The 23,042-nt window shown below is 41.6% G+C and carries 25 protein-coding genes and 1 pseudogene; 10 read left to right on the top strand and 16 right to left on the bottom strand.

Annotated elements, in window-relative coordinates; translation table 11 throughout:
• The first annotated feature begins 148 nt into the window (after positions 1 to 148).
• The 8 genes from C5Z26_RS08760 (at position 149) to C5Z26_RS08720 (ending at position 7,893) form a co-directional block, all read left to right on the top strand.
• Positions 149 to 418, top strand: a complete 270-nt coding sequence (locus C5Z26_RS08760; protein WP_105449584.1) for a hypothetical protein — start codon at positions 149 to 151, stop codon at positions 416 to 418.
• A gap of 376 nt (positions 419 to 794) precedes the next feature.
• Positions 795 to 1,355, top strand: a complete 561-nt coding sequence (locus tag C5Z26_RS08750; RefSeq protein ID WP_105449583.1) for an ECF-type riboflavin transporter substrate-binding protein — start codon at positions 795 to 797, stop codon at positions 1,353 to 1,355.
• A 3-nt stretch (positions 1,356 to 1,358) separates the two neighbouring features.
• A complete protein-coding gene (locus C5Z26_RS08745; RefSeq protein ID WP_105449582.1) occupies positions 1,359 to 3,059 on the top strand; it encodes an ABC transporter ATP-binding protein in 1,701 nt (566 codons plus the stop codon).
• 1 nt (position 3,060) lies between these two features.
• A complete protein-coding gene (locus C5Z26_RS08740; protein ID WP_105449581.1) occupies positions 3,061 to 3,900 on the top strand; it encodes an energy-coupling factor transporter transmembrane component T family protein in 840 nt (279 codons plus the stop codon).
• A 252-nt stretch (positions 3,901 to 4,152) separates the two neighbouring features.
• Positions 4,153 to 5,535 (top strand): glycoside hydrolase family 1 protein, encoded by a 1,383-nt coding sequence (locus C5Z26_RS08735; RefSeq protein ID WP_105449580.1) that lies wholly within the window; start codon positions 4,153 to 4,155, stop codon positions 5,533 to 5,535.
• On the top strand, positions 5,535 to 7,010 hold the full coding sequence (locus tag C5Z26_RS08730) for a PTS sugar transporter subunit IIC (RefSeq protein WP_105449579.1): 1,476 nt from the start codon (positions 5,535 to 5,537) through the stop codon (positions 7,008 to 7,010). Before C5Z26_RS08735 ends, C5Z26_RS08730 begins: the two co-directional genes overlap by 1 nt.
• A gap of 21 nt (positions 7,011 to 7,031) precedes the next feature.
• Positions 7,032 to 7,358: a PTS sugar transporter subunit IIB gene (locus tag C5Z26_RS08725; protein ID WP_105449578.1), complete on the top strand. Its 327-nt coding sequence runs from the start codon at positions 7,032 to 7,034 to the stop codon at positions 7,356 to 7,358.
• 211 nt (positions 7,359 to 7,569) lie between these two features.
• Positions 7,570 to 7,893, top strand: coding sequence for a PTS sugar transporter subunit IIB (locus C5Z26_RS08720; protein WP_105449577.1), 324 nt, complete (start codon positions 7,570 to 7,572; stop codon positions 7,891 to 7,893).
• Between the two features lie 42 nt (positions 7,894 to 7,935).
• On the opposite strand, the gene C5Z26_RS08715 is transcribed toward C5Z26_RS08720, so the two are convergent.
• From C5Z26_RS08715 to C5Z26_RS08700, 4 genes are all read right to left on the bottom strand, one after another.
• Positions 7,936 to 9,441, bottom strand: a complete 1,506-nt coding sequence (locus C5Z26_RS08715; RefSeq protein ID WP_105449576.1) for a hypothetical protein — start codon at positions 9,439 to 9,441, stop codon at positions 7,936 to 7,938.
• Positions 9,442 to 9,746: 305 nt separating this feature from the next.
• Positions 9,747 to 10,271 (bottom strand): cyclophilin-like fold protein, encoded by a 525-nt coding sequence (locus C5Z26_RS08710; RefSeq protein WP_105449575.1) that lies wholly within the window; start codon positions 10,269 to 10,271, stop codon positions 9,747 to 9,749.
• The gene (locus tag C5Z26_RS08705) at positions 10,255 to 10,848 is read right to left on the bottom strand and encodes a sugar O-acetyltransferase (protein ID WP_105449574.1); all 594 of its coding nucleotides are present in this window, start codon (positions 10,846 to 10,848) and stop codon (positions 10,255 to 10,257) included. The genes C5Z26_RS08710 and C5Z26_RS08705 overlap by 17 nt, the downstream gene beginning before the upstream one ends.
• A gap of 16 nt (positions 10,849 to 10,864) precedes the next feature.
• The gene (locus C5Z26_RS08700) at positions 10,865 to 11,608 is read right to left on the bottom strand and encodes an SDR family oxidoreductase (protein WP_105449573.1); all 744 of its coding nucleotides are present in this window, start codon (positions 11,606 to 11,608) and stop codon (positions 10,865 to 10,867) included.
• A 113-nt stretch (positions 11,609 to 11,721) separates the two neighbouring features.
• Here C5Z26_RS08700 and C5Z26_RS08695 point away from each other — a divergent pair, with 113 nt between their 5' ends.
• Positions 11,722 to 12,600 (top strand): LysR family transcriptional regulator, encoded by an 879-nt coding sequence (locus C5Z26_RS08695; RefSeq protein ID WP_105449572.1) that lies wholly within the window; start codon positions 11,722 to 11,724, stop codon positions 12,598 to 12,600.
• A 247-nt stretch (positions 12,601 to 12,847) separates the two neighbouring features.
• Here C5Z26_RS08695 and tnpA (C5Z26_RS08690) read toward each other — a convergent pair whose 3' ends face one another.
• A complete protein-coding gene (gene tnpA, locus C5Z26_RS08690; RefSeq protein WP_105449571.1) occupies positions 12,848 to 13,312 on the bottom strand; it encodes an IS200/IS605 family transposase in 465 nt (154 codons plus the stop codon).
• Positions 13,313 to 13,632: 320 nt separating this feature from the next.
• Between tnpA (C5Z26_RS08690) and C5Z26_RS08685 the strand changes: the two genes are divergently transcribed.
• Positions 13,633 to 15,390 (top strand): IS1182 family transposase, encoded by a 1,758-nt coding sequence (locus C5Z26_RS08685; RefSeq protein WP_158682827.1) that lies wholly within the window; start codon positions 13,633 to 13,635, stop codon positions 15,388 to 15,390.
• On the opposite strand, the gene C5Z26_RS08680 is transcribed toward C5Z26_RS08685, so the two are convergent.
• The 11 genes and pseudogenes from C5Z26_RS08680 to C5Z26_RS08640 form a co-directional block, all read right to left on the bottom strand.
• Positions 15,294 to 15,980, bottom strand: coding sequence for an ATPase (locus C5Z26_RS08680; RefSeq protein ID WP_105449569.1), 687 nt, complete (start codon positions 15,978 to 15,980; stop codon positions 15,294 to 15,296). The two genes, C5Z26_RS08685 and C5Z26_RS08680, sit on opposite strands and share 97 nt — an antisense overlap.
• Position 15,981: 1 nt before the next feature.
• Positions 15,982 to 16,179: a hypothetical protein gene (locus tag C5Z26_RS08675; protein WP_105449568.1), complete on the bottom strand. Its 198-nt coding sequence runs from the start codon at positions 16,177 to 16,179 to the stop codon at positions 15,982 to 15,984.
• 143 nt (positions 16,180 to 16,322) lie between these two features.
• Positions 16,323 to 16,835: pseudogene (locus tag C5Z26_RS08670) on the bottom strand (replication initiator protein A); the annotation flags it as partial.
• 40 nt (positions 16,836 to 16,875) lie between these two features.
• Positions 16,876 to 17,754 carry an S-4TM family putative pore-forming effector gene (locus tag C5Z26_RS08665; RefSeq protein WP_158682826.1) on the bottom strand — a complete coding sequence of 293 codons (879 nt, stop codon included), beginning with the start codon at positions 17,752 to 17,754 and terminating at the stop codon, positions 16,876 to 16,878.
• Positions 17,755 to 17,757: 3 nt separating this feature from the next.
• Positions 17,758 to 18,741, bottom strand: coding sequence for a hypothetical protein (locus tag C5Z26_RS08660; protein ID WP_105449567.1), 984 nt, complete (start codon positions 18,739 to 18,741; stop codon positions 17,758 to 17,760).
• A gap of 99 nt (positions 18,742 to 18,840) precedes the next feature.
• Positions 18,841 to 19,425 (bottom strand): recombinase family protein, encoded by a 585-nt coding sequence (locus C5Z26_RS08655; protein ID WP_105449566.1) that lies wholly within the window; start codon positions 19,423 to 19,425, stop codon positions 18,841 to 18,843.
• A gap of 210 nt (positions 19,426 to 19,635) precedes the next feature.
• Positions 19,636 to 20,091, bottom strand: coding sequence for a DDE-type integrase/transposase/recombinase (locus C5Z26_RS12640; RefSeq protein ID WP_234005666.1), 456 nt, complete (start codon positions 20,089 to 20,091; stop codon positions 19,636 to 19,638).
• Between the two features lie 64 nt (positions 20,092 to 20,155).
• Entirely contained in the window at positions 20,156 to 20,530 is a 375-nt protein-coding gene (locus C5Z26_RS12635) for an IS3 family transposase (RefSeq protein WP_234005665.1), read from the bottom strand.
• Positions 20,527 to 20,838: a helix-turn-helix domain-containing protein gene (locus C5Z26_RS12630; protein ID WP_234005664.1), complete on the bottom strand. Its 312-nt coding sequence runs from the start codon at positions 20,836 to 20,838 to the stop codon at positions 20,527 to 20,529. Before C5Z26_RS12630 ends, C5Z26_RS12635 begins: the two co-directional genes overlap by 4 nt.
• A gap of 103 nt (positions 20,839 to 20,941) precedes the next feature.
• Positions 20,942 to 21,217 (bottom strand): IS66 family insertion sequence element accessory protein TnpA, encoded by a 276-nt coding sequence (gene tnpA, locus C5Z26_RS12625; RefSeq protein ID WP_234005663.1) that lies wholly within the window; start codon positions 21,215 to 21,217, stop codon positions 20,942 to 20,944.
• A 129-nt stretch (positions 21,218 to 21,346) separates the two neighbouring features.
• Positions 21,347 to 23,041: an oleate hydratase gene (locus tag C5Z26_RS08640; protein ID WP_105449565.1), complete on the bottom strand. Its 1,695-nt coding sequence runs from the start codon at positions 23,039 to 23,041 to the stop codon at positions 21,347 to 21,349.
• Between the last annotated feature and the right edge of the window lies 1 nt (position 23,042).

The raw sequence follows: 23,042 nt of genomic DNA, 5'->3' as shown, positions 1-23,042 counted from the left end.
TTTTGGCGCGAAAACAAAACATTTGTATATACTTTTTATTTTAATTGTCATTTTTATCAATTCTGGGGTTTATCGTTCCCCTTAGCTGCGATTAATCGCTATAATAACGATAACTAGACTGCAATTTCTTTTAATGAGGTGATTAACGATGGAAGTACATTCATTGAAACTTGACCAAGACGCCGTGATTTATTCAGCCGCTATTAAGGCGCTGGCTGATTTCAAGCCCGAAATCGACGTTGATTTTTCAAAACTATCCAACCAAGCGGAGGCCCAGATTTTAGCCCAGGCCACCACTGAACAATTTACCGTAATTTTCCAAAAATTATTAGAACAAGGCTACGCCAAAGCTATTTCAAAAGGGCAATTAGCCGAATGGGGCGCTTATTATATGGCGCATAAGGTCCATAACAAATAAATTAGCCGTTCAATTTAGTGTAAACGGCTTTATTCGTTCGGATTTACTTGCTTATCTGGTTAGTTTAGCGTATGCTATGGTAAGTTAAATTCAGATGAGAAAAAGCTGTGACGAGATGAGTAACTAGGCCAGCGTCCTAAGAGAGTCGTGTTTGGTGCAAGCGATGACGTGAACTAGTGAAGATGGTCTTGAAGAAGCTACTGAGGGTAATCTCAGTCGGAGCGATCCGTTACCATCAAGACAAGTCCCAATACTGGGAAAATTCAGGTGGTAACACGCAAACGCGTCCTCGAAAGCATTTCGCTTTCAGGCGCGTTTTTTTTCGTCATCTGTACAACTTTAACTGATCTAGCCATTATAAGGAGTGTGTCATTAGATGCAAAATAAACAATCAACTTCCATTCGGACCGTTGTCGCCACTGGTATTGGCGCCGCCGTCATTTTTGTCCTCATGAAATTCGTCGCCATCCCAACCGGAGTCCCGAATACCCAATTTAACGTTGCTATGGGATTTTTAGCCTTATTGGGCGCCATTTTTGGCCCCGTTGCAGCTGGATTAGCTGTTTTTATCGGCCATGCCTTAAATGACTTCGTCACATACGGCTCCCCTTGGTGGACTTGGGTCATTGTCGACGGCCTAATCGGTGTAGCCTTTGGTCTCGCCAAAAATCGCCTTAAGATTGACCAGGGCGTTTTAAGTAAAGCGAAGTTAATTTGGTTCAACCTCTACCAAATTATCATTAACTTTATCGGCTGGGTCATTTTAGCACCCACCGGCGACATCATTATTTATCACGAACCTGCTAGCAAAGTCTATGTCCAAGGTATCACCACTTGGATTGTCGACTCAATTTCAGTGGCCGTTATTGGGACCATCCTCCTCGTTTTATACGCCCGGACGCGGACTCAACATGGCAGCTTAAAAAAGGAACGTTAACCTATGACTGCACCGATTATTACCTTCAAAGACTTTTCATTTCAATATGATAGTCAAACGGAACCAACGTTACGTCACCTCAATCTCGCCATTTATCCAGGTGAAAAGGTGCTGATTGCTGGGCCATCTGGTTCAGGAAAATCAACACTAGGCCGTTGTCTCAATGGCTTAATCCCGCAATCTTTCAAGGGTCAGCTCAGCGGTGAAGCTAGTGTGAACGGGCAAGCGGTCCAAACGACGTCCATTTTTGAACGTTCGCTGGCCGTTGGGACGGTCTTGCAAGATCCCGATAGTCAATTTGTCGGCTTGTCCGTGGTAGAAGACATGGCCTTTTCCCTTGAAAATGACCAGCAATCACAACCACAGATGCAAGCTGCCACTGCCAAATGGGCGCAAACGTTACACCTGCAAACACTGTTGAACCAACGGCCGCAAGCGTTATCCGGTGGTCAAAAACAGCGCGTTGCCATGGCTGGCGTCTTAATTGATAACAGCAAAATTCTTTTATTCGATGAACCCTTAGCAAGTCTTGATCCCGCAGCGGGTAAAGCGTCAATGGCTTTAATCGAGCAATTAACCCACACAGAAGCTTTAACCGTGGTTATTATTGAACATCGCATTGAAGCCGTCTTAGAACAGCCAATTGACCGTTTAGTCATCATGAACGACGGTCAAATCGTAGCGAACGATCGACCTGAAGTTATTCTGAAGACCTCATTGTTAGCGCAATTAGGCCTCCGCGAACCGCTTTACTTAGCCGCCTTAAAATTAGCCGGCATCGACCTACATGCAGTAAGTCATGTGGCAGATTTGCAACGGTTAACCGTGCCGAACTTAACGGCAACCTTGCAACATTGGACCGCCGGGGTCGCCTTAAAGTCACCTGTGCAACATCTTGATCCCTTGCTTAACATCGACCAACTTAGCTTTGGTTATGACCCCAAGAAGCCCATTATTACCCAACTATCATTAACACTGTATCGCGGTGAAATGATTAGTTTAGTCGGCCAAAACGGGACCGGTAAGTCGACGCTTAGCAATCTCATCACCGGCTTTTTAACGCCGCAAGCGGGCCACTTAACTTTTGACGGTCACGACCTCTTGACCCAATCCGTTAAAGAACGGGCAGATAAAATCGGTTATATTTTACAAGATCCTAATCAAATGCTATCAAAGACATTGATTTTTGATGAGGTCGCAACTGGCCTAATTCTACGTGGCGTTGCGGCTACCACCATTAAACAGCGGGTCTTAGCGACTTTAAAAGTCTGTGGCCTTTACGAATTTCGCCATTGGCCCATCTCGGCTTTAAGTTTCGGTCAGAAAAAACGCGTGACCATTGCGGCCATTTTAGTTTTGGAACCCACCATGCTCATCCTAGATGAACCTACAGCCGGCCAAGATTTAAAACACTATACTGAGATGATGACCTTCTTAACGACGCTTAATCAGCAACAGCATTTGACAATTATGCTCATCACCCACGATATGCACTTGATGCTTGAATATACCAATCGAACCATCGTGTTAGGTCATGGCAAAATCATCAAGGATGCGGCCCCAGCCGACGTCTTAACCGATACCGCTACCATCAAAACCGCCGGCTTAGCTAAGACGAGCCTTTATACCTTAGCAGCGCAACATCAACTTAATCCAACTGAATTTGTCGCCAAATTCGTCCAAGCGGAACGGGAGGCACGTTAAGATGCAACATCAACTCCTCATTGGTTATACTGATCGAAAGACTTTCTTAAATCGGCTGAGTGGCAGCACTAAGTTACTTGGCTTCATCGGCCTATCAATCATCGGTATGATGACTTACGATACCCGCTATCTGATTGGAATCATGATTTTTTCGCTTATTTTATTTCACTTTTCAAAAATAAAGTTCCATGAGATTTCAGTTGTCGTCAGTGTCATTATCGGCTTTTCAGTGCTCAATCTGATCATGGTTTATATTTTTGCACCGCACTATGGCGTGACCATTTATGGGCCGGAACATTTGCTGTTAGGTAGCAACCAGCATTACTTTAACCTCACCGCTGAACAACTATTCTATGAGTTTAATTTATTGCTCAAATACACGTTTGCCGTACCCCTTGCACTCATCTTCTTAATGACGACTAATCCCAGTGAATTTGCCGCCAGTCTCAATAAGATCGGGATTTCTTATCGCATTAGTTATTCAGTTGCCATCGCCTTGCGCTACATTCCGGATGTTCAAAATGACTATCGGACAATTAGTCTAGCCCAACAAGCACGTGGCTTTGAACTCTCAAAAAAAGCCACGCTAACAACGCGAATTCGGGGTGGCATCCAAATTCTTTTGCCATTGATTTTTTCAAGTCTTGATCGTATCGAAATTATTAGTCAAGCCATGGAATTGCGGCGCTTCGGGAAGGGAAAACATCGGACTTGGTACCGTGCCCAAAAATTTCAGTGGCGTGATTACTTGGCACTAGTCATCGTCCTCTTCTTAATTCTTCTCGGTATCGCCGGCTTTAAACTCAATGGCGGCCGTTTCTGGAATCCTTTTAAAAACTAACTGAACCAATAGCTAACAATCACCTGATCAATGAGTCAACTTTAAAAGTTGGCTCATTTTTTTGCTGGCATTAGTCCTTTTTACAGTTGTTCAAAAGGTACTGATACCAACGTTAAACTTGAATACGCCGCAATTATCTAACAAAAGAATATACAAATATAGTTAAAAGGATTGTTTTTAATACCAGTTCAGGCTATACTATCAGTGTTAAGGAAAGCGCTTCCTGTTATAACTTTTAGATTGGAGAAAACGATGCAAGAATCACGTAAAATGCCTAAAGATTTTTTCTGGGGAAATTCCGTTTCAAGCATGCAAACTGAAGGTGCCTGGAATGTGGATGGTAAAGGCTTATCAGTTTATGATGTTCGACCAGCGACGGCCACTACCGCCGACTGGCACGATGCGATTGATGAGTATCACCGGTATGATGAGGATTTAGACCTCATGCAAGCGTTGCATATGAACATGTATCGCATTCAAATTTCATGGTCACGAATCGTCCCTGACGGTGATGGCGCCTTTAATCCCGCAGGCTTGGCCTTCTATGATCGTCTCGTCGATGGCATGCTAAAACGTGGTATCACCCCAATGATTTGTCTCTATCACTTTGACATGCCATTAGCGTTAGCTCAAAAAGAAAACGGATTCATGTCCCGCCATACGGTCGCGGCGTTCGTCCGTTTTGGTAAAAAGGTTATTGAACATTTTGCTGATCGCGTTAAATATTGGATTACGTTCAATGAACATAACCTCTATTTCAGTGATGAGGCCTTTAATATTTCCGGCTATACCACTGGTGATCGGTCATTGAGTGAGTTATACACGATTTTTCATCACACGATGCTCGCCCATGCGCAATTAGACGCTTTCGTGCATGCAAACTATTCTGACGTCAAAATTGGTGGCATGTTGGCTTACACCCCAGTTTACCCGGCGACTGCCAAACCGAACGATGTTTTCGCCGCCCGTCAGTTGGATCAATTTTTGAATCAAAATTTGAATACAGCCTTCGTTAATGGGCACTATGACCATGAAGTTCTGACATTTATTAAGAACCAGCACCTTGATTATGATTTACAACCTGGCGATGAAGCCATTTTAGCGGCAATGCATGCTGATTTCTTAGCTTTCAGTTATTATCGGTCAACGACGATTAACGCTGATAAAATTCCCGCACATACGGCGCCAAATCGCTACTTAAATTTCGGCATGGAAAGTAACCGCTTTCTAGAGACTAACGAATGGGACTGGTCGATTGATCCTTTAGGTTTCCGCAATTTAATTACTGATTTATACAATCGTTACCAAGTCCCTGTCTTTCCGATTGAAAACGGCATTGGCATCCGTGAACATTGGGATGGTCAGCATCCGATTGCCGATGACTTACGGATTCGTTATCACGCCGAACATTTAAAAGCGATGAAAGATGCGATGTTTCTAGATGGCGCCCAAGTGTTAGGTTACTTGGGCTGGGGCCTCATTGATATTCCGAGCTCACATGCGGATATCGAAAAACGTTACGGGGTTGTTTATGTTAACCGGAGTAATCATGATTTAAAGGATCTAAAACGTGTACCGAAGAAATCTTATTATTGGTTACAAGCAGTTTTAGAAAAAAATGGAGATGAATTGTAATGGATGAAACAAGTAGTAACAGTGCTTTCAGTAATTTCATTAACAAAAAAGTGCTACCACCGATTATGAAGTTCGTGAACACTAAACCGGTGAAGGCCTTACAAGATGGGATGGTTTACGCCCTCCCCTTTATCATTATTGGGTCAGTCTTCTTAATTCTATCAAATATCCCAATCGCTTCCGTTGCAGCAGCGGTGAAAGCTTCTGGCTGGTCAGCCTTCTTTAACCAAGCCTATACCGTCACTTTCGGGATTATGTCACTTTGGGCCGCTGTTGGGATTGCCTATGTTTATGTCCGTAATGAAGGTTACGAAGCTTTGCCAGCTGGCTTAACGTCGATGGCAACTTTCCTCCTATTGCAAACTTTGAACATTGCTAGCCCATTAGCTGGAGCAATGGGCAAAGCCGGTACTGGGATTACTAATGCCGCTGGTAAAGTAGTCATGTCTGGTGGCGCTGTTGCAACCAATATCGACAAGTTACCAACCGCTTTACAAAACTTTGTGACCTCGCCCGTTACCGGTGTCATTAACATCACTTGGCTAGGTGGTCAAGGGATGGTTGCCGCTATTATCGTTGGGATTCTAGTTGGTTGGTCATACTCTGCAATGATTCGCGCCGGCTGGAAGATCACCTTACCTGAACAAGTTCCTTCAAGTGTCGCTAATCAATTTACAGCGATGATTCCTGCTGGGATTATTCTATTTGTTTCAATGTTAATCTATGCTGCTTTCAATGCTTTTGGTAACACTGATATTTTGCAATTTATTTATAAAGTTTTACAAACACCTTTACAAGGATTATCTGATTCCTTAGGCGGTGCCCTAGTCATCGCGCTATTGGTCCCATTCTTCTGGTTCTTTGGGGTCCATGGTGGCTTAATCATGGGGGCCATTACCAGTGGCTTGTTGATTCCAAACACCTTTGACAATGCCGCTTTATATAAAGCCGGTAAATTAACCGTTGCTAATGGTGCTCATATTGTAACCAATGAATTCTACAATAACTTCATTAACTTAACAGGTTCCGGGATTACAATTGGGTTGGTTATCTTTACGTTAGTTGCCGCTAAATCAGTGCAATTTAAGACGATTGGGAAAATTGAATTAGTCCCAGCCCTCTTTAACATTAACGAACCTTTCCTATTCGGTTTACCAATTGTTATGAATCCATTCTTGGCAATTCCATTCTTCTTGACACCGGTGATCGTCGCTTTGTCGACTTACTTAGTCATCTATTTTGGGATTGTACCGCCATTAAATGGGTTCGCCGCACCTTGGACAACGCCTGCCATCATTTCTGGGTTCTTAATCGGTGGTTGGAAGATGGCCATTTGGCAAACGATTACCTTGTTAATGTCTGTCGGTATCTACTTCCCATTTGCTAAGAAATACGATGCTGTCTTGACGAAACAAGAAGGCGCCAAAGCCGCTGCTGAAGCAGCCGCTGGCAATGCCGCTACTGAAAAATTATAAGATTAAAAGGAGTTCATCATTATGGCTGAAAAAATAATTATGTTGGCTTGCTCAGCCGGCATGTCAACCTCATTACTAGTTTCAAAAATGGAAGCGGCCGCTAAAGCCGATGGCGTTAATTACAAGATTTTTGCCACCGCTTCATCCGACATTGATCATCAACTAAAGTCTGAACACAAACCAGATGTTTTGATGCTGGGACCACAGATTAGTTATATGGCTGATGATGTAAAAAAGAAAACGGACCAGGCTGGGATTCCAATGGCTCTCATCAATATGCAAGATTATGGCATGATGAATGGTGAAAACGTCCTAACTACTGCTGAAAAATTATTAGGCGATAAGTAATTGGCTAACTAAAAACGCGTTTTCAGGTTTAGCGGAACAAATTGATTATTGGTATACCTTTAAAACCGCTTGATCACCGATACCAAATAGCGACTGTAAGAATTCACGTGAATTCTTACAGTCGCTATTTTTTGTCGCAGTCGCCGCTTTTCATTTGATGCTAGCTATGCTAAGGTATTGCTTAATATACCGTCGTAAAGGAGCCTCATCCATGCCTAAAAAAACCATCATGTTAGCTTGCACCAGTAGCATATCCACCTCATTACTCGTTGCTAAGATGCAGACAGTCGCCGAACAGCGCAATACTAATTACCACATTTTTGCCACTGCAGCGGCCACAATTGACCGCGCCTTAACGGCCGCTCAACGGCCAGATGTCCTCTTATTAAGCCCGCAAATCAGCTTTTTAGCACCAAAAGTTAAAGTCCTAGCGACCCAATTACATATTCCCATGGCCATTATCAATATGCACGACTATGGCACAATGAACGGTCAAAAAGTGCTCGCTTTAGCAGAAGCCCTTTTGACATCCTAGGAGATGTTTCACGTGAAACAATCTAAAGTTGTGTGACACGCACTATTGCCGCAATAACCATTGCAATTGCTGGAGCGCAACTTGATGGTCGGCAGTACTATGCTTCGCCACGTAATAATACGCTAAAGTCTCGTGCCATTGCGTTTGACGCTCAGCTGGCAACTGATAATAACGGTCAAAAGCTCGCTGAAAATCCACCGCTGTAGCACTTGCAGTCAACTCACGCTGACAAAATTCCCGTAATTCTGACCGGGTTAACCGTGATCTGGCAATTGGTCCGGCCGTCTTGAGCCGCTGTTTCAACTGAGTTTGCATGATTGTATCGGCATGCTTAGCTAACCAAGCAACCACGGTAGCGTCAGTCTGCTGAGTCAGTTCTTGAAACCAAGCCAATGACAGATCAGTACCAAACCGAGTTGCTAATAAACGTTGCCAATCGGCCCGTTGATTGGCGGCCTGATGGTAGGTCCACCCCCAACAACTATTATAAACATCATCATAAAACCGAATCGTTTGGCGTTGGTCTAATTGGCGGGTAACTTGGTTCAACGCTTGCACAAAATCACGGTCCAACATTGCCAATCGTCGCACTTGGATTTGGCCGATCTGCTGATACTCCGTTACCATTAAGCCAAATTGGTAAGAATTGACTAGTGGCCGGGTGGTTGCTGGCGGTGTCAGTTTGCTGAACAGGGTTTTAGCTGTCGCACGGTCTGGACGTGACACAATAATGACCGCTAATTGATGTAAATATTGGCGGTAAAGCGGGCTAGTCTTAAGCTTTTCGACAGCCGACTGCACCGTCCGTTGCACTGCTTTGGTCCGTTGTTGCTGAGTTGCAACCGCTTGGGCTTCTTTTACAACGGCTTGAGTTGCGACTGTTTTCGCTTCCAACTGGACCAATTGGTCATAATCCTTCAAGGCTGGCTTTAAGGCTAACAATGGCAAGGTCGTCGTGCGCCGTTTCAGATAAGTCGTCACGGTTTGGCTGGTCATCGTTCGCAACTGCTTTGCTTGGGCATGCTGGTCGCTTGGTAATTGCGGCAGCCACGGTTGCTTGAACATAATCGTTGGGATCACCGGAACTTGTGCCGTCAATGTTTGGTATTGCGCGACCGCATAAAAGTTATCTTCCGTCGTAATCACCATTAGATACCGCGTTTCGGCATTCATGAACTTCTTCACGCACTCAGAACCCACCACTAAGGCTTGCTGGTTATGTTTATTTTGCACATGATATTCGTAGCGTACTGGCTTATGGCACAGCTCACAATGGTGCCAATTATGCCGATCATCGCTCGGATTAATCACATATGGCAAGCTCGCTAAAAGCTGCCATTCATGGCTACACGCCGTCATCCATGCCGCATGGTCATGCAAAATCAAATTACGAACCGTGTCTAATAAAAAATCACTAGTTACTTTGACCGTCACATGGTCTCGAAGCAAACCGCTAATTTGTTGTAATGTCGTGGTTCGTCGGGCCCGTTCGCTCAATAAAAAAAAGCGATTCTCAGCTGGCGTAATCAACGTGGTCATTGCTGGCATATCAATTCCACTCCCCATAAAAAGTCTTTTTCTAGCATAGCATACCTCGCTAAAAATCCGTGCTGATAAGCCTAATTATGATTAATACTGACGGTTACCATGGCTGCATCCATTCAGATTTGCTGACAATTCATTTTCAAAACACATTTATTTTATCTGTTCACATTCATAGTCTAATAATAACTAAATCGAACGCTATTGAGCGACTTTATTAATCTTCAAAAAAACTTAGTAGCACTAGTATTGAAAACGGATACGATTTTCATTTATTAAACGGACGGTGAAATAAACACTGCTCCGTCCATTTAATCCCGGGTAATTTGTATTTTTATCCGACCCATGTGTCGTTGCAGTAATCGTTGCGCCTTTTTTCGCTGTTCAAAATGACCAATGATATGAATGCCTTCATAGTATCCCGCATTCCCCCCGTAGAAGACCAACCGGGGTTGTGGCGACCAATAAGCAATATCAACGGGATGTGGATTCGCACCTACTGGCGTACCTGTTGTTCGTAGTGATTGCGGTAGTGGCGCAATTTTTTCTACAAAACCACTCCCAAAATCAGTAAAGCTAACCGTCATCGGCAATTGCTGCCATAACTGCTGGGCCGGTACCGTTTTATTTAAACGAGCAGTAAGCTGTTTGTGTCCAATAGTCACAATTATCCGCCGATTGTTTGTCCCCACTACTGATTGCGATGCTGTCCTCTGAAATGACGGCTGTTGGCTAGATTGGCGATGCGTCTGCCAAAACCAGGCACTCACAATAACTAGCACACTAACTAAAACGACGAAAAGTATCTTACCCGCAACTTTATATTGCCGATTCATCGTCTACCTCCGCCAAAACATGTCGCAGTATTTTGGCAGGTGTTCCCACTGCGACCACATTGGCGGGGATATCCTTAGTCACCACTGCACCAGCACCAATAATGGTATTTTCTCCGATTGTAACACCGGGAAGAACCGTTACACCAGCACCTAACCAGGCCCCCGCTTCAATATGGATTGCTTGCGGCAAAAGATCACGCCGATGTTTAGGAGCTTCCACATGGTTCACTGTAATCAACGTTGACCGTGGTCCAATCAAGACACCATCCCCTAAATAAATACCGCCAAGATCAGTTAATATCACATCTTGATTAATAAAGACATTTTCTCCAACAAAGATATGACCGCCAAAATCGCTATGGAGCGGTGCCTTAATGTCCGTTGAAATTGGCACAGTTGTCCCAAAAATATCACTGAGTAATTGTCGGCGTTCTGCTCCGGTTTGCGTAGTCTGATTAAACATCTGTAAAAGCCGAGCTGTGTGGACAACTTTTTGCTCCACAATCGCAAATTCCGGATCCGTAAACACGAGTCGTTCACCCGCCAGAGCACGGTCAAGAATCGTTGTCTTCTGCATTTATTTACTCACTTTCTTACATCGCCTGACCAGCGGGACGGATCAAGACTTCGTTTACTGCTACACGGCTAGGTGCACCAATAGCATAAACGACAGCAGCCGCAAGATCTTCGGGCTGCAGGGCACTATCTGATGTTGCATGCCAAGCGGTCACTAAGTCTTTAGCCGTCTTAGAATCACTGATAGACCGGTATAGTTCCGTATCAACTGCTCCTGGTGACACAATCGTCGTGCGAATCCGATTCTGAATTTCTTCTTGTCGTAAGCCTTCCATAATCGCTCGTACAGCAAACTTCGTTCCACAATACACCGCAGATCCTGGATAAACCAAGTGACCTGCAACCGAATCCGTTGCTAAGATGTGGCCGAATCCTTGTTGATGCATGACAGGAAGTACCGCTGATATCCCATTTAATACGCCCATCACATTAATATCTAACATCCGTTGCCACTCATCATGATGATTCTCAGCTAAATTAGCCGTGGGCATCACTCCAGCATTGTTAAAGAGGGCATCAATCTTGCCAAATGTGCTAACAGCCAAATGAATTAATTCCTGAACAGATACGAGTTCTGCCACATCCGTCACCTGATAAGCAATTTGATCCTTAGGTAAATCAGCCGCAACCATTGCCAATTTATCAGCACGTCGCGCACCAAAAACCACTTTGGCGCCTTGATTAACTAATAATTTAACAGTGGCCGCACCAATGCCACTAGATGCTCCAGTAACAACTACAACCTTATTTTCAACACTCATTTTTTTAATCTCCTTCAATGACTTTGTGGAGACTAGCATAACTGGTAAACTATAGTATGTCTAATACCTAAATTGATTAATATATCATGCTTAAAAAGCATAGGAGGTTTCTCATGGAAATTCGAGTTCTACGTTATTTTCTCACCGTCATCCAAGAACAAAATATCAGCCGGGCCGCCACCAAACTCCACATCTCTCAACCCACCATCTCACGACAACTGCACGATTTAGAGGATGAACTAGACGTGACCTTATTCGAACGTGGCAGCCGCACAATTGCCTTAACTGCCAGTGGCACTTATTTCGCCCAACAGGCTCGTCAAATTGTGGCACTTGCGGACAAGACTATCTATAATATTCAAAAAACAACCACACTCAGTGGCAACGTCTCCATTGGCGGTGGCGAAGTCCCCAGCATTACCACCATCGCACAAGCGGCTAAGACACTGACCAATCAGCATCCACAAGTGACCTTCCAGCTATCCAGCCTGAATGCAGACGACGTGAAACGGCAATTAGCTGCAGGCCTACTGGATTTTGGTCTCCTAGTAGGTCATGTCGACAAAGAGCGGCTTAATTTCATTAATTTGCCAAGTCACAGTCATTGGGGATTACTCTTACCCAAGACTTCAACACTGGCCAAACACGCCCAAATTGTACCGACTGATTTATTCACAGTTCCCTTGATGATGTCCTATCAACGCGGGGTTAACACAGAAATTGCCGACTGGTTTGGGCAAAATATCACTCAGTTAAATGTGATAGCAACCTATAATCTACTCTACAACGCTACTAAGTTTGTTGAGGCTGGGATAGGTGCCGCCATCGCCATTGAAGGTATCTACAACACCGCCAGTACTGCACTAGCTTTCGTTCCGCTAGCCGACATACCACCTGTGGCCGTTAATTTAGTCTGGTCCAAAGACCTCTCCCTTACTACAGCAGCCCAAGCTTTTTTGCATGCAGTACAAGAAGCGCTAGCACCGTCATGACTAACACAATGCGTCACACTGAATTATTCAAATAATTAGACCAAGGATCACCGCTTAGTTTTTCTAGCCCGCATAGTGGGCTTTTTTAGACTCAAACACCGACAAATCATAACTACCCGTAAAACGGGTAGTTTGCTCCAGGGCTATAAGCCCTATGTCCTTGCCAGCGTCTCAAAGCTCTGGCTTTTGTGTATCAAAGCCAAACTTGCTCTTGTCACTTTTGCCACCGCTTTAAGTGGTGTTGGTATTACTTACCTTGACCCATAAAAGGGTCCTCATATTCCCGAACACTCAAGCAATCTTCCGCTTGATCATTTTTCTCCTGATCACGGATATACTTCTCGATGGTTGCTTCATTCAATCCAACCGTGCTGACATAATAACCAACTGACCAGAAATGTCGATTTCCAAATTTATATTTTAAATTTGCATGCTGATCAAACATCATCAATGCCGATTTACCTTTCAAATACCCCACGAAACTTGATACACTCAGCTTCGGTGGGATACTTACCAATAAATGCACATGTTCAAGCATCATATGGCCTTCCAAAATTTTTACGCCTTTATATTGGCACAACAATCGAATATCCTCTTGCAAATCACGTCGATATTGATTATAAATTATTTTTCTCCTATACTTTGGAGTGAATACAATATGGTACTTGCACAGCCATTTGGTATGCGCAAGACTATTTAGCTTATTCGCCATTTCTGACGTCCCCTTTCGATTTTGAATGTTTGGCTCTGACACCTACATTCTAAATCTGATGGGGGCGTTTTGGTTTAACCATTTTGCCATCCACCCGCATAGCGGGTGGTTTTTTGTTTCGCACGCTTTAGCGCGCTCAACTGGGCCTAAAGGCATAACTAAAAGACGAGTTTGGGACAAAAGTCCTAGATTCTAAAAAATAGTTCTGAGAAATCGTTTTTTGATTTCTCAGAACTATTTTTTCATTCTTTATGTACGCAGAGAAAGTTCTCTGGTATTCTTATTGCGACCAAACAAAAAAGAAAATAGAGGTGCTTTCTATGCAAATGAATTATATCAATAATCAAACTATTTTGAAACTAGAATTGGACTGGCAACCCAAAAGTAATCACATTGTTTGGGCAATCAATACTTTAGTTGAATCAATTTCAATGGCTGATTTGGACGCCGAGTCCTCTCGGACCGGTCGTCCTGAGTATCCTGCTAGATTATTACTTAAAATGTTATTATTTGGATATTCTCGTAAAGTTTTTTCTGGTCGAAAAATCGCTGAAATGGCGGAAGAAAACTTACCGATGCGTTGGCTATTAGGCAATATCCAAACAACACCTAGTTATCGAACTATCAATCGTTTTCGGGTTAAACCGCAAACTAAAACACTGATCAAACGGCTTTTCTTAACTTTCCGCCAACGGTTAGAAGCATTGGGGCTGATTGATGACTCGGCATTATTTATTGATGGTACTAAACTGCTTGCTAACGCTAATAAATATACTTTTGTATGGCGAAAGTCTGTTGAGAAAAATGAGCCTAAGCTTAATGTTAAAACTAGCCAACTTTATCAGGATTTAATTCAAGCTAAAGTTGATTTGGCCGTCAATCAAGAGACCGATCGGCCTCTTGATAGTGCTAGTTTAGATGTAATCTCCAATCAAGTGGATGATGAAATCACTCATTTGAATACAATTATTGCCGACGAAAAGATTAAACCCGGTGGCTCTCAAAATAAGCGCCGTCGTCGTAAACTAAAACATTACTCACATTTGCTACACAACGATCTGATTCCACGCAAACAAAAATACGAGTTTGCCAATAGGACTTTTGGTAAACGCAATAGTTTCTCTAAGACTGATCCTGCGGCAACTTTCATGCGTATGAAAGAGGATCCAATGAAGAACGGTCAACTAAAACCAGGATATAATCTTCAGGTCGCAAGTCAAAATCAATTTACATTATTCTTCGATTTATTCCATAACCCTACCGATACTCGGACGCTACAGCCATTTTTATCGACTATCTTTGATACCAACCAATATACTGCCCGGTATATTGTTGCTGATGCCGGTTATGGTAGTGAAATGAACTATCAATATATTACTGATGAGCTTAAAACTAATTTTTTGATTCCATATGGCATGTATGAAAAAGAACAAAAACGTTCTTATCATAAAGACAAACGGAAAGTTGCTAATTGGAATTATGATGAAAAGAACGATTGTTTTACTGATTTGGATGGCATTCAATTTGTCTTTTCTAATTACAGCACTCGTCACGATAAATACGGTGCTGAGCGAAACTTCAAAGTGTATCGAGCTGTTAAATATTTTGAAGATCCTATTCGGCAAAAATTAGCCACTACCCCCAAGGGTAACAAGCGCCAAATCAGTATTAACTCAAATTGGGAATATTTTAAAAACAAAGCAAAAGAACAGCTTTCAAGTCAAGTTGGCCAACAAATTTACGCGCAACGTAAAATTGATGTTGAACCAATTTTTGCCAACTTGAAAGCTCATTTGTCGTTCAACCGTTTCTCGGTGCGAGGTTTAATGGGTACATGGAATGAAGTTGGTATCGCATTAATGGCAAATAATATGGCAAAATTAGCCATGCTATTTGCAGACCCGGAGGGGCAAAGAAAAAATGAGGTAGTAAATTCTCAAAATTCGAGAATTTACTACCTCATTTTCTTATGGAATCCGAGTTATGTCCCGGACTCGTCTTTATTTTCTGGATCATTCATTGGATTTTCAATTTTTAAATCTGGATTATCTTTAACAAAGCCATTTAGTTGTTTTTGAATGGCTGCTTCAAAAGTGATTTTAGAATTAATCCAAGGATATTCACTCAATTTATTTTTAATCACCTGGTCATGCTCTCTTCTGTAAACTGACACAAATTTTTGGCTATTATCATAGATCACTACGTTATCAACTTTGAAGGCAACTGCTGGCAAATTATGATTTGATTGACTATAACGTTTTTTTACAACTTCATCTGGTACACCATGCCCACCTTTTTTGACCCGCTCATGAACACGATTAATTGCTATTTTTTCGCTTTTTAAAGCCACATATAAAAGCGTGACCTCAAAACCATTTTTGTGAGCACGATCAATTAGATTCAATTGAGCCTTACCTTGTCCAGATAAGGTTGTTTCAACGTGAATACTCTGTCGCTGATTTAAAGCAGCATGTAACTGTTTAATTTCTTCGCGCATGGCTTTAAAATTATCACGATTTTTTCGCCAATCACCACCCATTGCTTGCAGAATTTCATCAGCGTTCAATCGTTTAGAATGCGCAAATAATTCTGGCCGTGTACGATACAAAGTACTTTTCCCAGCGCCGTTTATTCCAGCCACAATGATATATCTTTTTTGTTCACTCATATTAGACCACAAAGTGTTTTTCATTGATGATTTGTTCTTGACGTTTGTCTAAGAGGTAAGTGTGTAAAGCGTCAAAGAGTTTGCGTTTATCAGGATCAGGATTATGTGCTGCTTGCTCCCAAATTTCTTGAATATCGACTGCCCACGGGTCAGCCAACAATTGCTCTATCTTTCCGACTTTTTTGATTGGTTTAGTCATTTTAAAAGCTCCTTTCATGTTCAGCTACTTATCCAGCATGTGCCGTTTAAGCTATCTATTTTTTGTTCTAAACGGTTTTAAGCTGTTTCCAATTAAATGGTCCTCACACGATTAAAGATCTAGATATAAGCTTATACAGGCCTTCAATTCCAAGCATGATCGTTATTAGCATTTTCGGGGTGTTTGGCGGCATAATCTCTGGCAACATGTTTATTCCACCAAACCCCAAATAGATTTTGAATGGTGCCGTATAGGTAATTCTCAACGTCTTTGATATGTTTCTCATTACTTCTAAGGGCGTTAAAGTAGCGTCTTAAAGTCCTGGTCATCAAGGGCTTTAGCTCTTCATCGTCTAGTGGAATATAGACCCCAATGTTTTGACGTTCCTTTTCGACCTCGTACTTGGCATTGAGAATAATACCGATAAACCGGCGCATCTGTTGCGGGGTTCGGCACCAAAAGCTAAGTAATTGAACCGCTTCGAGTTCTAAGAAAGCTGGTAGTCCACTGTCTTCATCAGTTAGGAATTTATCAGCATGAGTGACCAGGTCTCTGTTTTGTTTTTCAATTTCTGCTGGTGAGAAATAAGTTGTGGGAAAGTCCAACTTTTGAGTATCTATATTGTATCTATTAGTATCTATGTTCTTAGGTTCTTTTAATTGAGCAAGATCCAGAACATGATCTTACACCATAAGATTAATGTTCCGAATGCTTTTTTAAATTGTCAGCAATACTTTTTGTAGAGGATTCCATTGCTTCTTCACGGTTTTTCTTGGTAACAAAGTAAATCCAATTTGGAACTAAAACAGTTGCAGATCTAATATTAATAAATATAAAATCTTGAATAGATCTTAAGTCTTCAACAGAAATTGAATATCTATTTTCATCTATAGAGTGAATGATATCATCTATCTTGTTAATTAGTTGGGTTTCTTCATCTAGCAAAGCTTTAAAACTGATCCAATAACTTACCAGTTTGATAACAATTGGAATTATAGTAACGATAGCAGTATCCATAGCATGTACCCACATGTAATCTTTAAAAAAGATACCAGCAGTAATAAATCCTAGAAATAGCAAAAGCAAAAATACTATTATATTTTTACAGATTTTATGGAGCTGTATATTCCATACCACATTATTCCTTTGGCAAATGATTATATTTAATTCATCTGAATCTAAACCTGGATTAGTGTACCAATTTTTTAAAATACTTTGATCCTGATTTTTTGAAAACTTATTAATAATCTCTGGACTTGGTTCTCTCCCGACTAATATTTCATTCCAATATAGCCCGAATATAATAGTGTCAAATTTTTCTTGAATTCTTGCGGCGCTTTTTATTTCGTTTTTTGACCACTGAGTTAGTAAAAGAGCTATCACGGGGGCGATTGTTGTAATGAATTGAATGCAAATCCCATTTCCAATAAAAAGTACAAGGACAATCGGAACTAATGTTGACAACAGGCTAAAAAGCTCTATAAATTTTGCTTGAGAATATAAATTCCTTTGTGCAGACAATAACCGAATTGCTTTGGGTGTGTTTTGCTTAGCTATGTCAATTTTCATTTTCATCTATCAGTTCCCAAAAAACTTAGTCCAAGATTTTATTGCTTGCTCACTCATAAATTCAGTTTCGTATTTATTAGCCTCTTTTATCACGTCATGGTAATATATTGCTTTTTTCTGAATTTCTAAACGAGCTGTAAAATCTAAAAAATTCAAATCTCCTTGAAATCCTTTTCTGTCTTGAACAGAACCGAAAACTGCTTTTGAAAGATAAAGAAGGAAACTTTCTACAAACTCTCGGGAGTTGGAGTATATTGGATTAGTGTCTATAAAGTCAAGAACCATGGTCTCTAGTGCATAAGAATTAAGCTTGCATACTGCATTATGAGCCTTTCGCCAATATTTGAGAATACGCACTACTTCCCTTAGATCAATTGAGGCTTCTTTTTGATATTCAGTTAAGTTTTGACGATCTATTCGTGGATTTGTTTTTTCCCAGGCACCTTCCCCATTTGGAATGATGTAGTAGTAATATCCCTGACCATCAGTAACAGTTCTAAATCCAGGGACTATATCAAATCCCCAGTCGTAACTTGACAATTCCAGTCTGAGTGCCTGCTGACTCCTTTTAATATCTGCCGACTGATATTGCGATATTCCATTCAATAGCTGTTTAAGATAATTCAAGACCTTTATAGAACTAAGCCCATTTTCTCCATCCATTTTCTTTAATTCAGGAGCGCTATCTGGAACATTTACAAACACCTGATTCCATTGAGATGTATCTAAATTAGCGGTGCTCCCCTTTGCCGAAAAGATAATCATTTGGTCAACATCGTCAAGAGGTCTAATCTGTGTCTTTCGAGCAAATGATCCCATTTTTAATGCAAATTCTGAGCCCGAGTATAATTCAAGGTTTTCCTCGTTTCTTTGACTAAGATCCTTAATATTTGAAGTTAACCAATTTCTACTATTTCTTGCACCTGTGCTTTTTTTACTATCTATATTTATGTTTTCTGAAACATAATTGCTAAACCAAGAATCTACAGTCATAAACACATACCCCTTTTTTTATCATCGTCTTCAGCTTGTGTTTTTCTAGCGAATTTTCTACTTACTAATCTTTTTTGACATGATTATCTCATGTAAACGTCATCTTTTCACATCGAATTTCTTTCGATATCGAATAAAGGTAGTCCGTTTAATACCTGTATTCCTGGCAACATCCACATCACTCATGCCTGCTTTATAAAGCTTAAAAGCATGTTGCAAACACGAATCATCTTCGGCATATTGAGGCTTCCGTCCGCGATACTTATCCTGCTGTTTGGCCAAGGCAATCCCTTGTTGCTGACGTTCGATGATCCGTTTACGTTCACTCTCGGCTTGGTACTTATACAATTCAATAATGAGGTTGGTCATCAATTGGCGCAAGTTCGGATCCGCAATTCCGGTCATGGAAGGTAGATTTAGGACATCCAAGGTGGCACCCTTAGTTTGAATAGTGTTCATGATCTTGGTTAAATCCTGGTTGTTCCTACCTAAGCAATCTAATTCGGTGACTAGGACAACGTCACCCTCGCGAATATAGGCCAACAACTTTTTCAGCGCCGGGCGCTGGGTGTTGACCCCACTTAATTTATCCGTAAATAGTTGATCAACGTCCTTTAAAGCCATTAACTGCCGATCCAGATTTTGATCTTTGGAACTCACCCTCGCGTAACCGATTTTAGCCATTTTCAGCGTTCCCTTTTGGACAGCTCTAATGAACATTTATAATCACCAGTATAGCACTAAGCTAAAAATGACCACTAGGGTATATCCTAATGGTCAGACTCGGTTTGCAGAGAATTATCTGAAAAACAGTTAGAGCAATAAAGCCCCTAAGTTTGTACTAGTCCCTGTCAAGTTGTCATTTGAAATAATATAAGTTTTGTTTTGCTTTGCTTAAACGGCCTCATTCCAGTATTCCGCTGGGGTGCGGTCGTTTCTTGCTGGTGAACGATCTAGTTGATTAAAATAGTTGATGCCTTCTTCGACCAAGGCCACTAATTCTTTATAGGTAACTGGTTTAGCGTGTCGATCAATCCAGCGCAATTTGAACTCGTTCCACCAACGTTCCATTGGTGCGTTATCATACGGCGTTCCTGGTCGTGACATACTACGGGTGACTTCATGTTGCGCCAAAAAGTTATTGAATGTTCCTGATGTGTATGCCGAACCTCGGTCAGTATGCACTACAGGGTGGACGTCACCCGCAAAATTAAAGGCCCGTTGAAAAACCTGAACTTCTGCCTTCGAAGTTTCAGTTTCACTTAATTTATGGGCAATTAGATGGCGACCGTAAAGATCCAGTACGCCACTCAAACGCACTTTATACTGACCGTTAACACCATAGGTCAATTCCGTTGAATCAGCTAACCAAACCAGGTTTGGTTGGTTAACGCTAAAACACTGATTTAAAAAATTATCTTGTAAGTATTGCTCCTGTTGTTTGGATTCGTGAATGCTTTTTCTGACGAACCTGGCAACGAATTCCTAGCTTGATCATAATCCGCTTAACTTGCTTTAACGTCACCTGTTCGGTGACGGCCAGGTCTTTTCTGAGATTAGATAATATTTTGGTACTGCCAATACTTTGATGATGTTGGTTATACCAATATTGAACCCGTTCAGTTAAGAAGTTATCTCGAATCTCCCAATCCGTTACGTTACGATGTAGCCCTTTGTAATAGGCTTGACGACTAACCTTAAGTATTGCTAATAACTTAGTAATCGTCCCATGATTGTTTTGACTAACTTCCTTGATTGCGTGGTAAGCCAGTCGACGTTGATGTTTCACCCCTTGCGCTGAAGTTCCTGATATTTTTTTATGAATGCCTCTAATAATTGCTGATCCTTAATTTGTGACTCTAATTGCCTAATTCGGAGGTTGGCTTTATCCAGATCCGTTAGTTCTGATTCAGGTTTACGATGCCCTCGGTTATCAACCAAGGCTTCAAAACCTTTGGCTTGGGCCTTTAAGGCCCAAGAACGAGCTTGTTGATAAGAGACGTTAAAATGCTTGGTGGCTTCACTGTATGAATGATTACCTTTATTAATCCACTCCACAATTTCTACACGTTCATTAAAAGTTGTTTTACGGCTCATTTTAGGGACCTGCTTTCTAGACGGCGAAGCCGTCACAGTTTGGTCCCTATTATACTTGATTAGCCAGTTTCTTAGCTGTGAAGTTGAGCGCATTTGGTATTTATTAGTTAATTCTTGAAGTGTTCCCTCGCCATTCAAATATGCTTGAATAATCATTTGCTTGAATAATCATTTGCTTGAACGCTTTACTGTAATGCTGATTCTTAGTGGTTGCCATTAATCCATTGATACCATCGCGTTGAAGACGTAATTTCCATTGACCAATGGTGTGATGATCCAACCCATGTTGCTTACTAAATGCAGTAATAGAAAGACTGGAGCTCTGAAACTCAGTAATTAAAGCCAGTTTTTCGGCTAGTGTATATCTAGACCTTGGCATACAAAAATCCCTCCATGGAATGTCAGATGAATTATATTATTTCATCTGACAACCATAAAGGGATCATAGCAAGTTTGGATTTACTCCAACTCAGGGGGTTCACTTTATCTCTTAAAACCAATTTTGATTTTAGTCAAACATTTTCTTAGTCGCTTTCAACAAGGTCTTTGGATCCTTGTCATAACGTGGTGTCTTAACTAAGTTATCCATTGGAACCCCTGCAAAGTGATAGGCTGCAATTTCACCAGAACGAACTGCACTTTGTTCCGTGAAAATCATTTGGTAAGGTTGTTCCGCAAATTCACCCGTAAAGGCTAAGTTGGTTGAATGTTGTGGGACAACTTCTGGCCGATCAGTCTTAGCCCGGTTATTGAACAACGCAGAGGCATATGGCATGTAAACCGGAATATTGTTGATGATGCTATCTAATAATTCTTTTTCCTTATCCTTAATGTTGCCAGGACCAGGATCAACTTTCGAAAGCTGACCAATTAATTCTTGCGCCATTTCTTTACCCGTCATCTTAATGTATGGCTTGTGAACAAATTCGCCTTGTCGCCGTGGATAAAGGAAGTAACCCCAGAGTACGGTTTCATTTGGATTTTGGGTAGTAAAGTGTGGCTGATGATGAATAACAATCGACATATTAATATCTTTTTGATTCAAAGGTGTAATTGGCGTCGTTGATAGGAAGGAGTTCAACGCATTCCCTGGTTCTTGCGTCGTAATCCGCACGATTTCATTTAAGAAAGCATGATCCTTGGTCGTTAACGTAAAGCTGACCCATTCACTTGCATTCCGATCATTAAAGAATTTGTCCGGCGTACCCAAGTTATAGAAGCGTTCCGTGGCTTTCTTCCAGAGGGCGGCACTAATCCCGTATTCCATATTTTCAGGTGCGGGCGTATTGTAATCCCCCATCGTTGCAGAATCGGTAATTGACCCATTGGTAAAGATTACTGCAGTGTCATCATCGACTTCAACTTCTTCAGTCTCACCGGTTTTAGCATCTTTCACAACTAATCCTGTCACCGTGATTTCATCTTGCATCGCAGTATCTTTAAATTGCCAATCTTCAACAATCTTGTTGTCAATAAAGGTCACATTTTGAGCTTGTAAATACTTAATTAATGGTTCAATCATACTTTCAAATTGGTTGTAACGCGTCCGATTAACCCCAACTAAATGTTCAATTTGAGTAAATTCATAAATCATTTGATGCATATAACGCCGTAATTCTTGTGCAGAACTTTGTGTTCTGAACGCAAAGGTTGTTTCCCACATGTACCAGAAGTTCGTTTGGAACATATGTGGATCATCCGCAAAGTATTCTGCGATAGTCACATTGTCGAGTTTTTCTTCCTCAGCATCTGGCATCAAAATCAGCTTCGTGAGTAAGGTCCGATCTTTGTTGTTAAAGCCTAACTTGCTGGCATTGATAATACCCTTGCCACCTTGTAATAGCCGTGCCTTATCAAAAGTCCGGTGTTTTGCATCAAAGTCGCGAGTATCTTCTGCGGCTGTCATGCCTGGTTCCGTAATTGATGGAATCCGGTCTAACAATTCCATTAAATCCACATAGGTCCGATAATTTAACATCCGACCGCCCCGAGCAACATACCCGGTCGTGTTCTCCATGGGATGATTCTTGTTCCAATATTCGTTCGTGAAGTCTGCGGTTGACCCGCCATCATTGGCACCATGCATATCAACCCCGTAAAAGGTGATATCTTTGCCATCCCAATGACCATCTTGAATCAAATACACTGCTGAAGCCATGTTCGATAGCCCAGCACCAATCATAATTGCTTTACTTTTAACCATA

The organism is Lactobacillus sp. CBA3606 (assembly GCF_002970935.1).
Lineage (GTDB): Bacteria > Bacillota > Bacilli > Lactobacillales > Lactobacillaceae > Lactiplantibacillus.
Note: the sequence above shows the minus strand (reverse complement) of the source record. Positions and strands in the feature narration are given on the sequence as shown.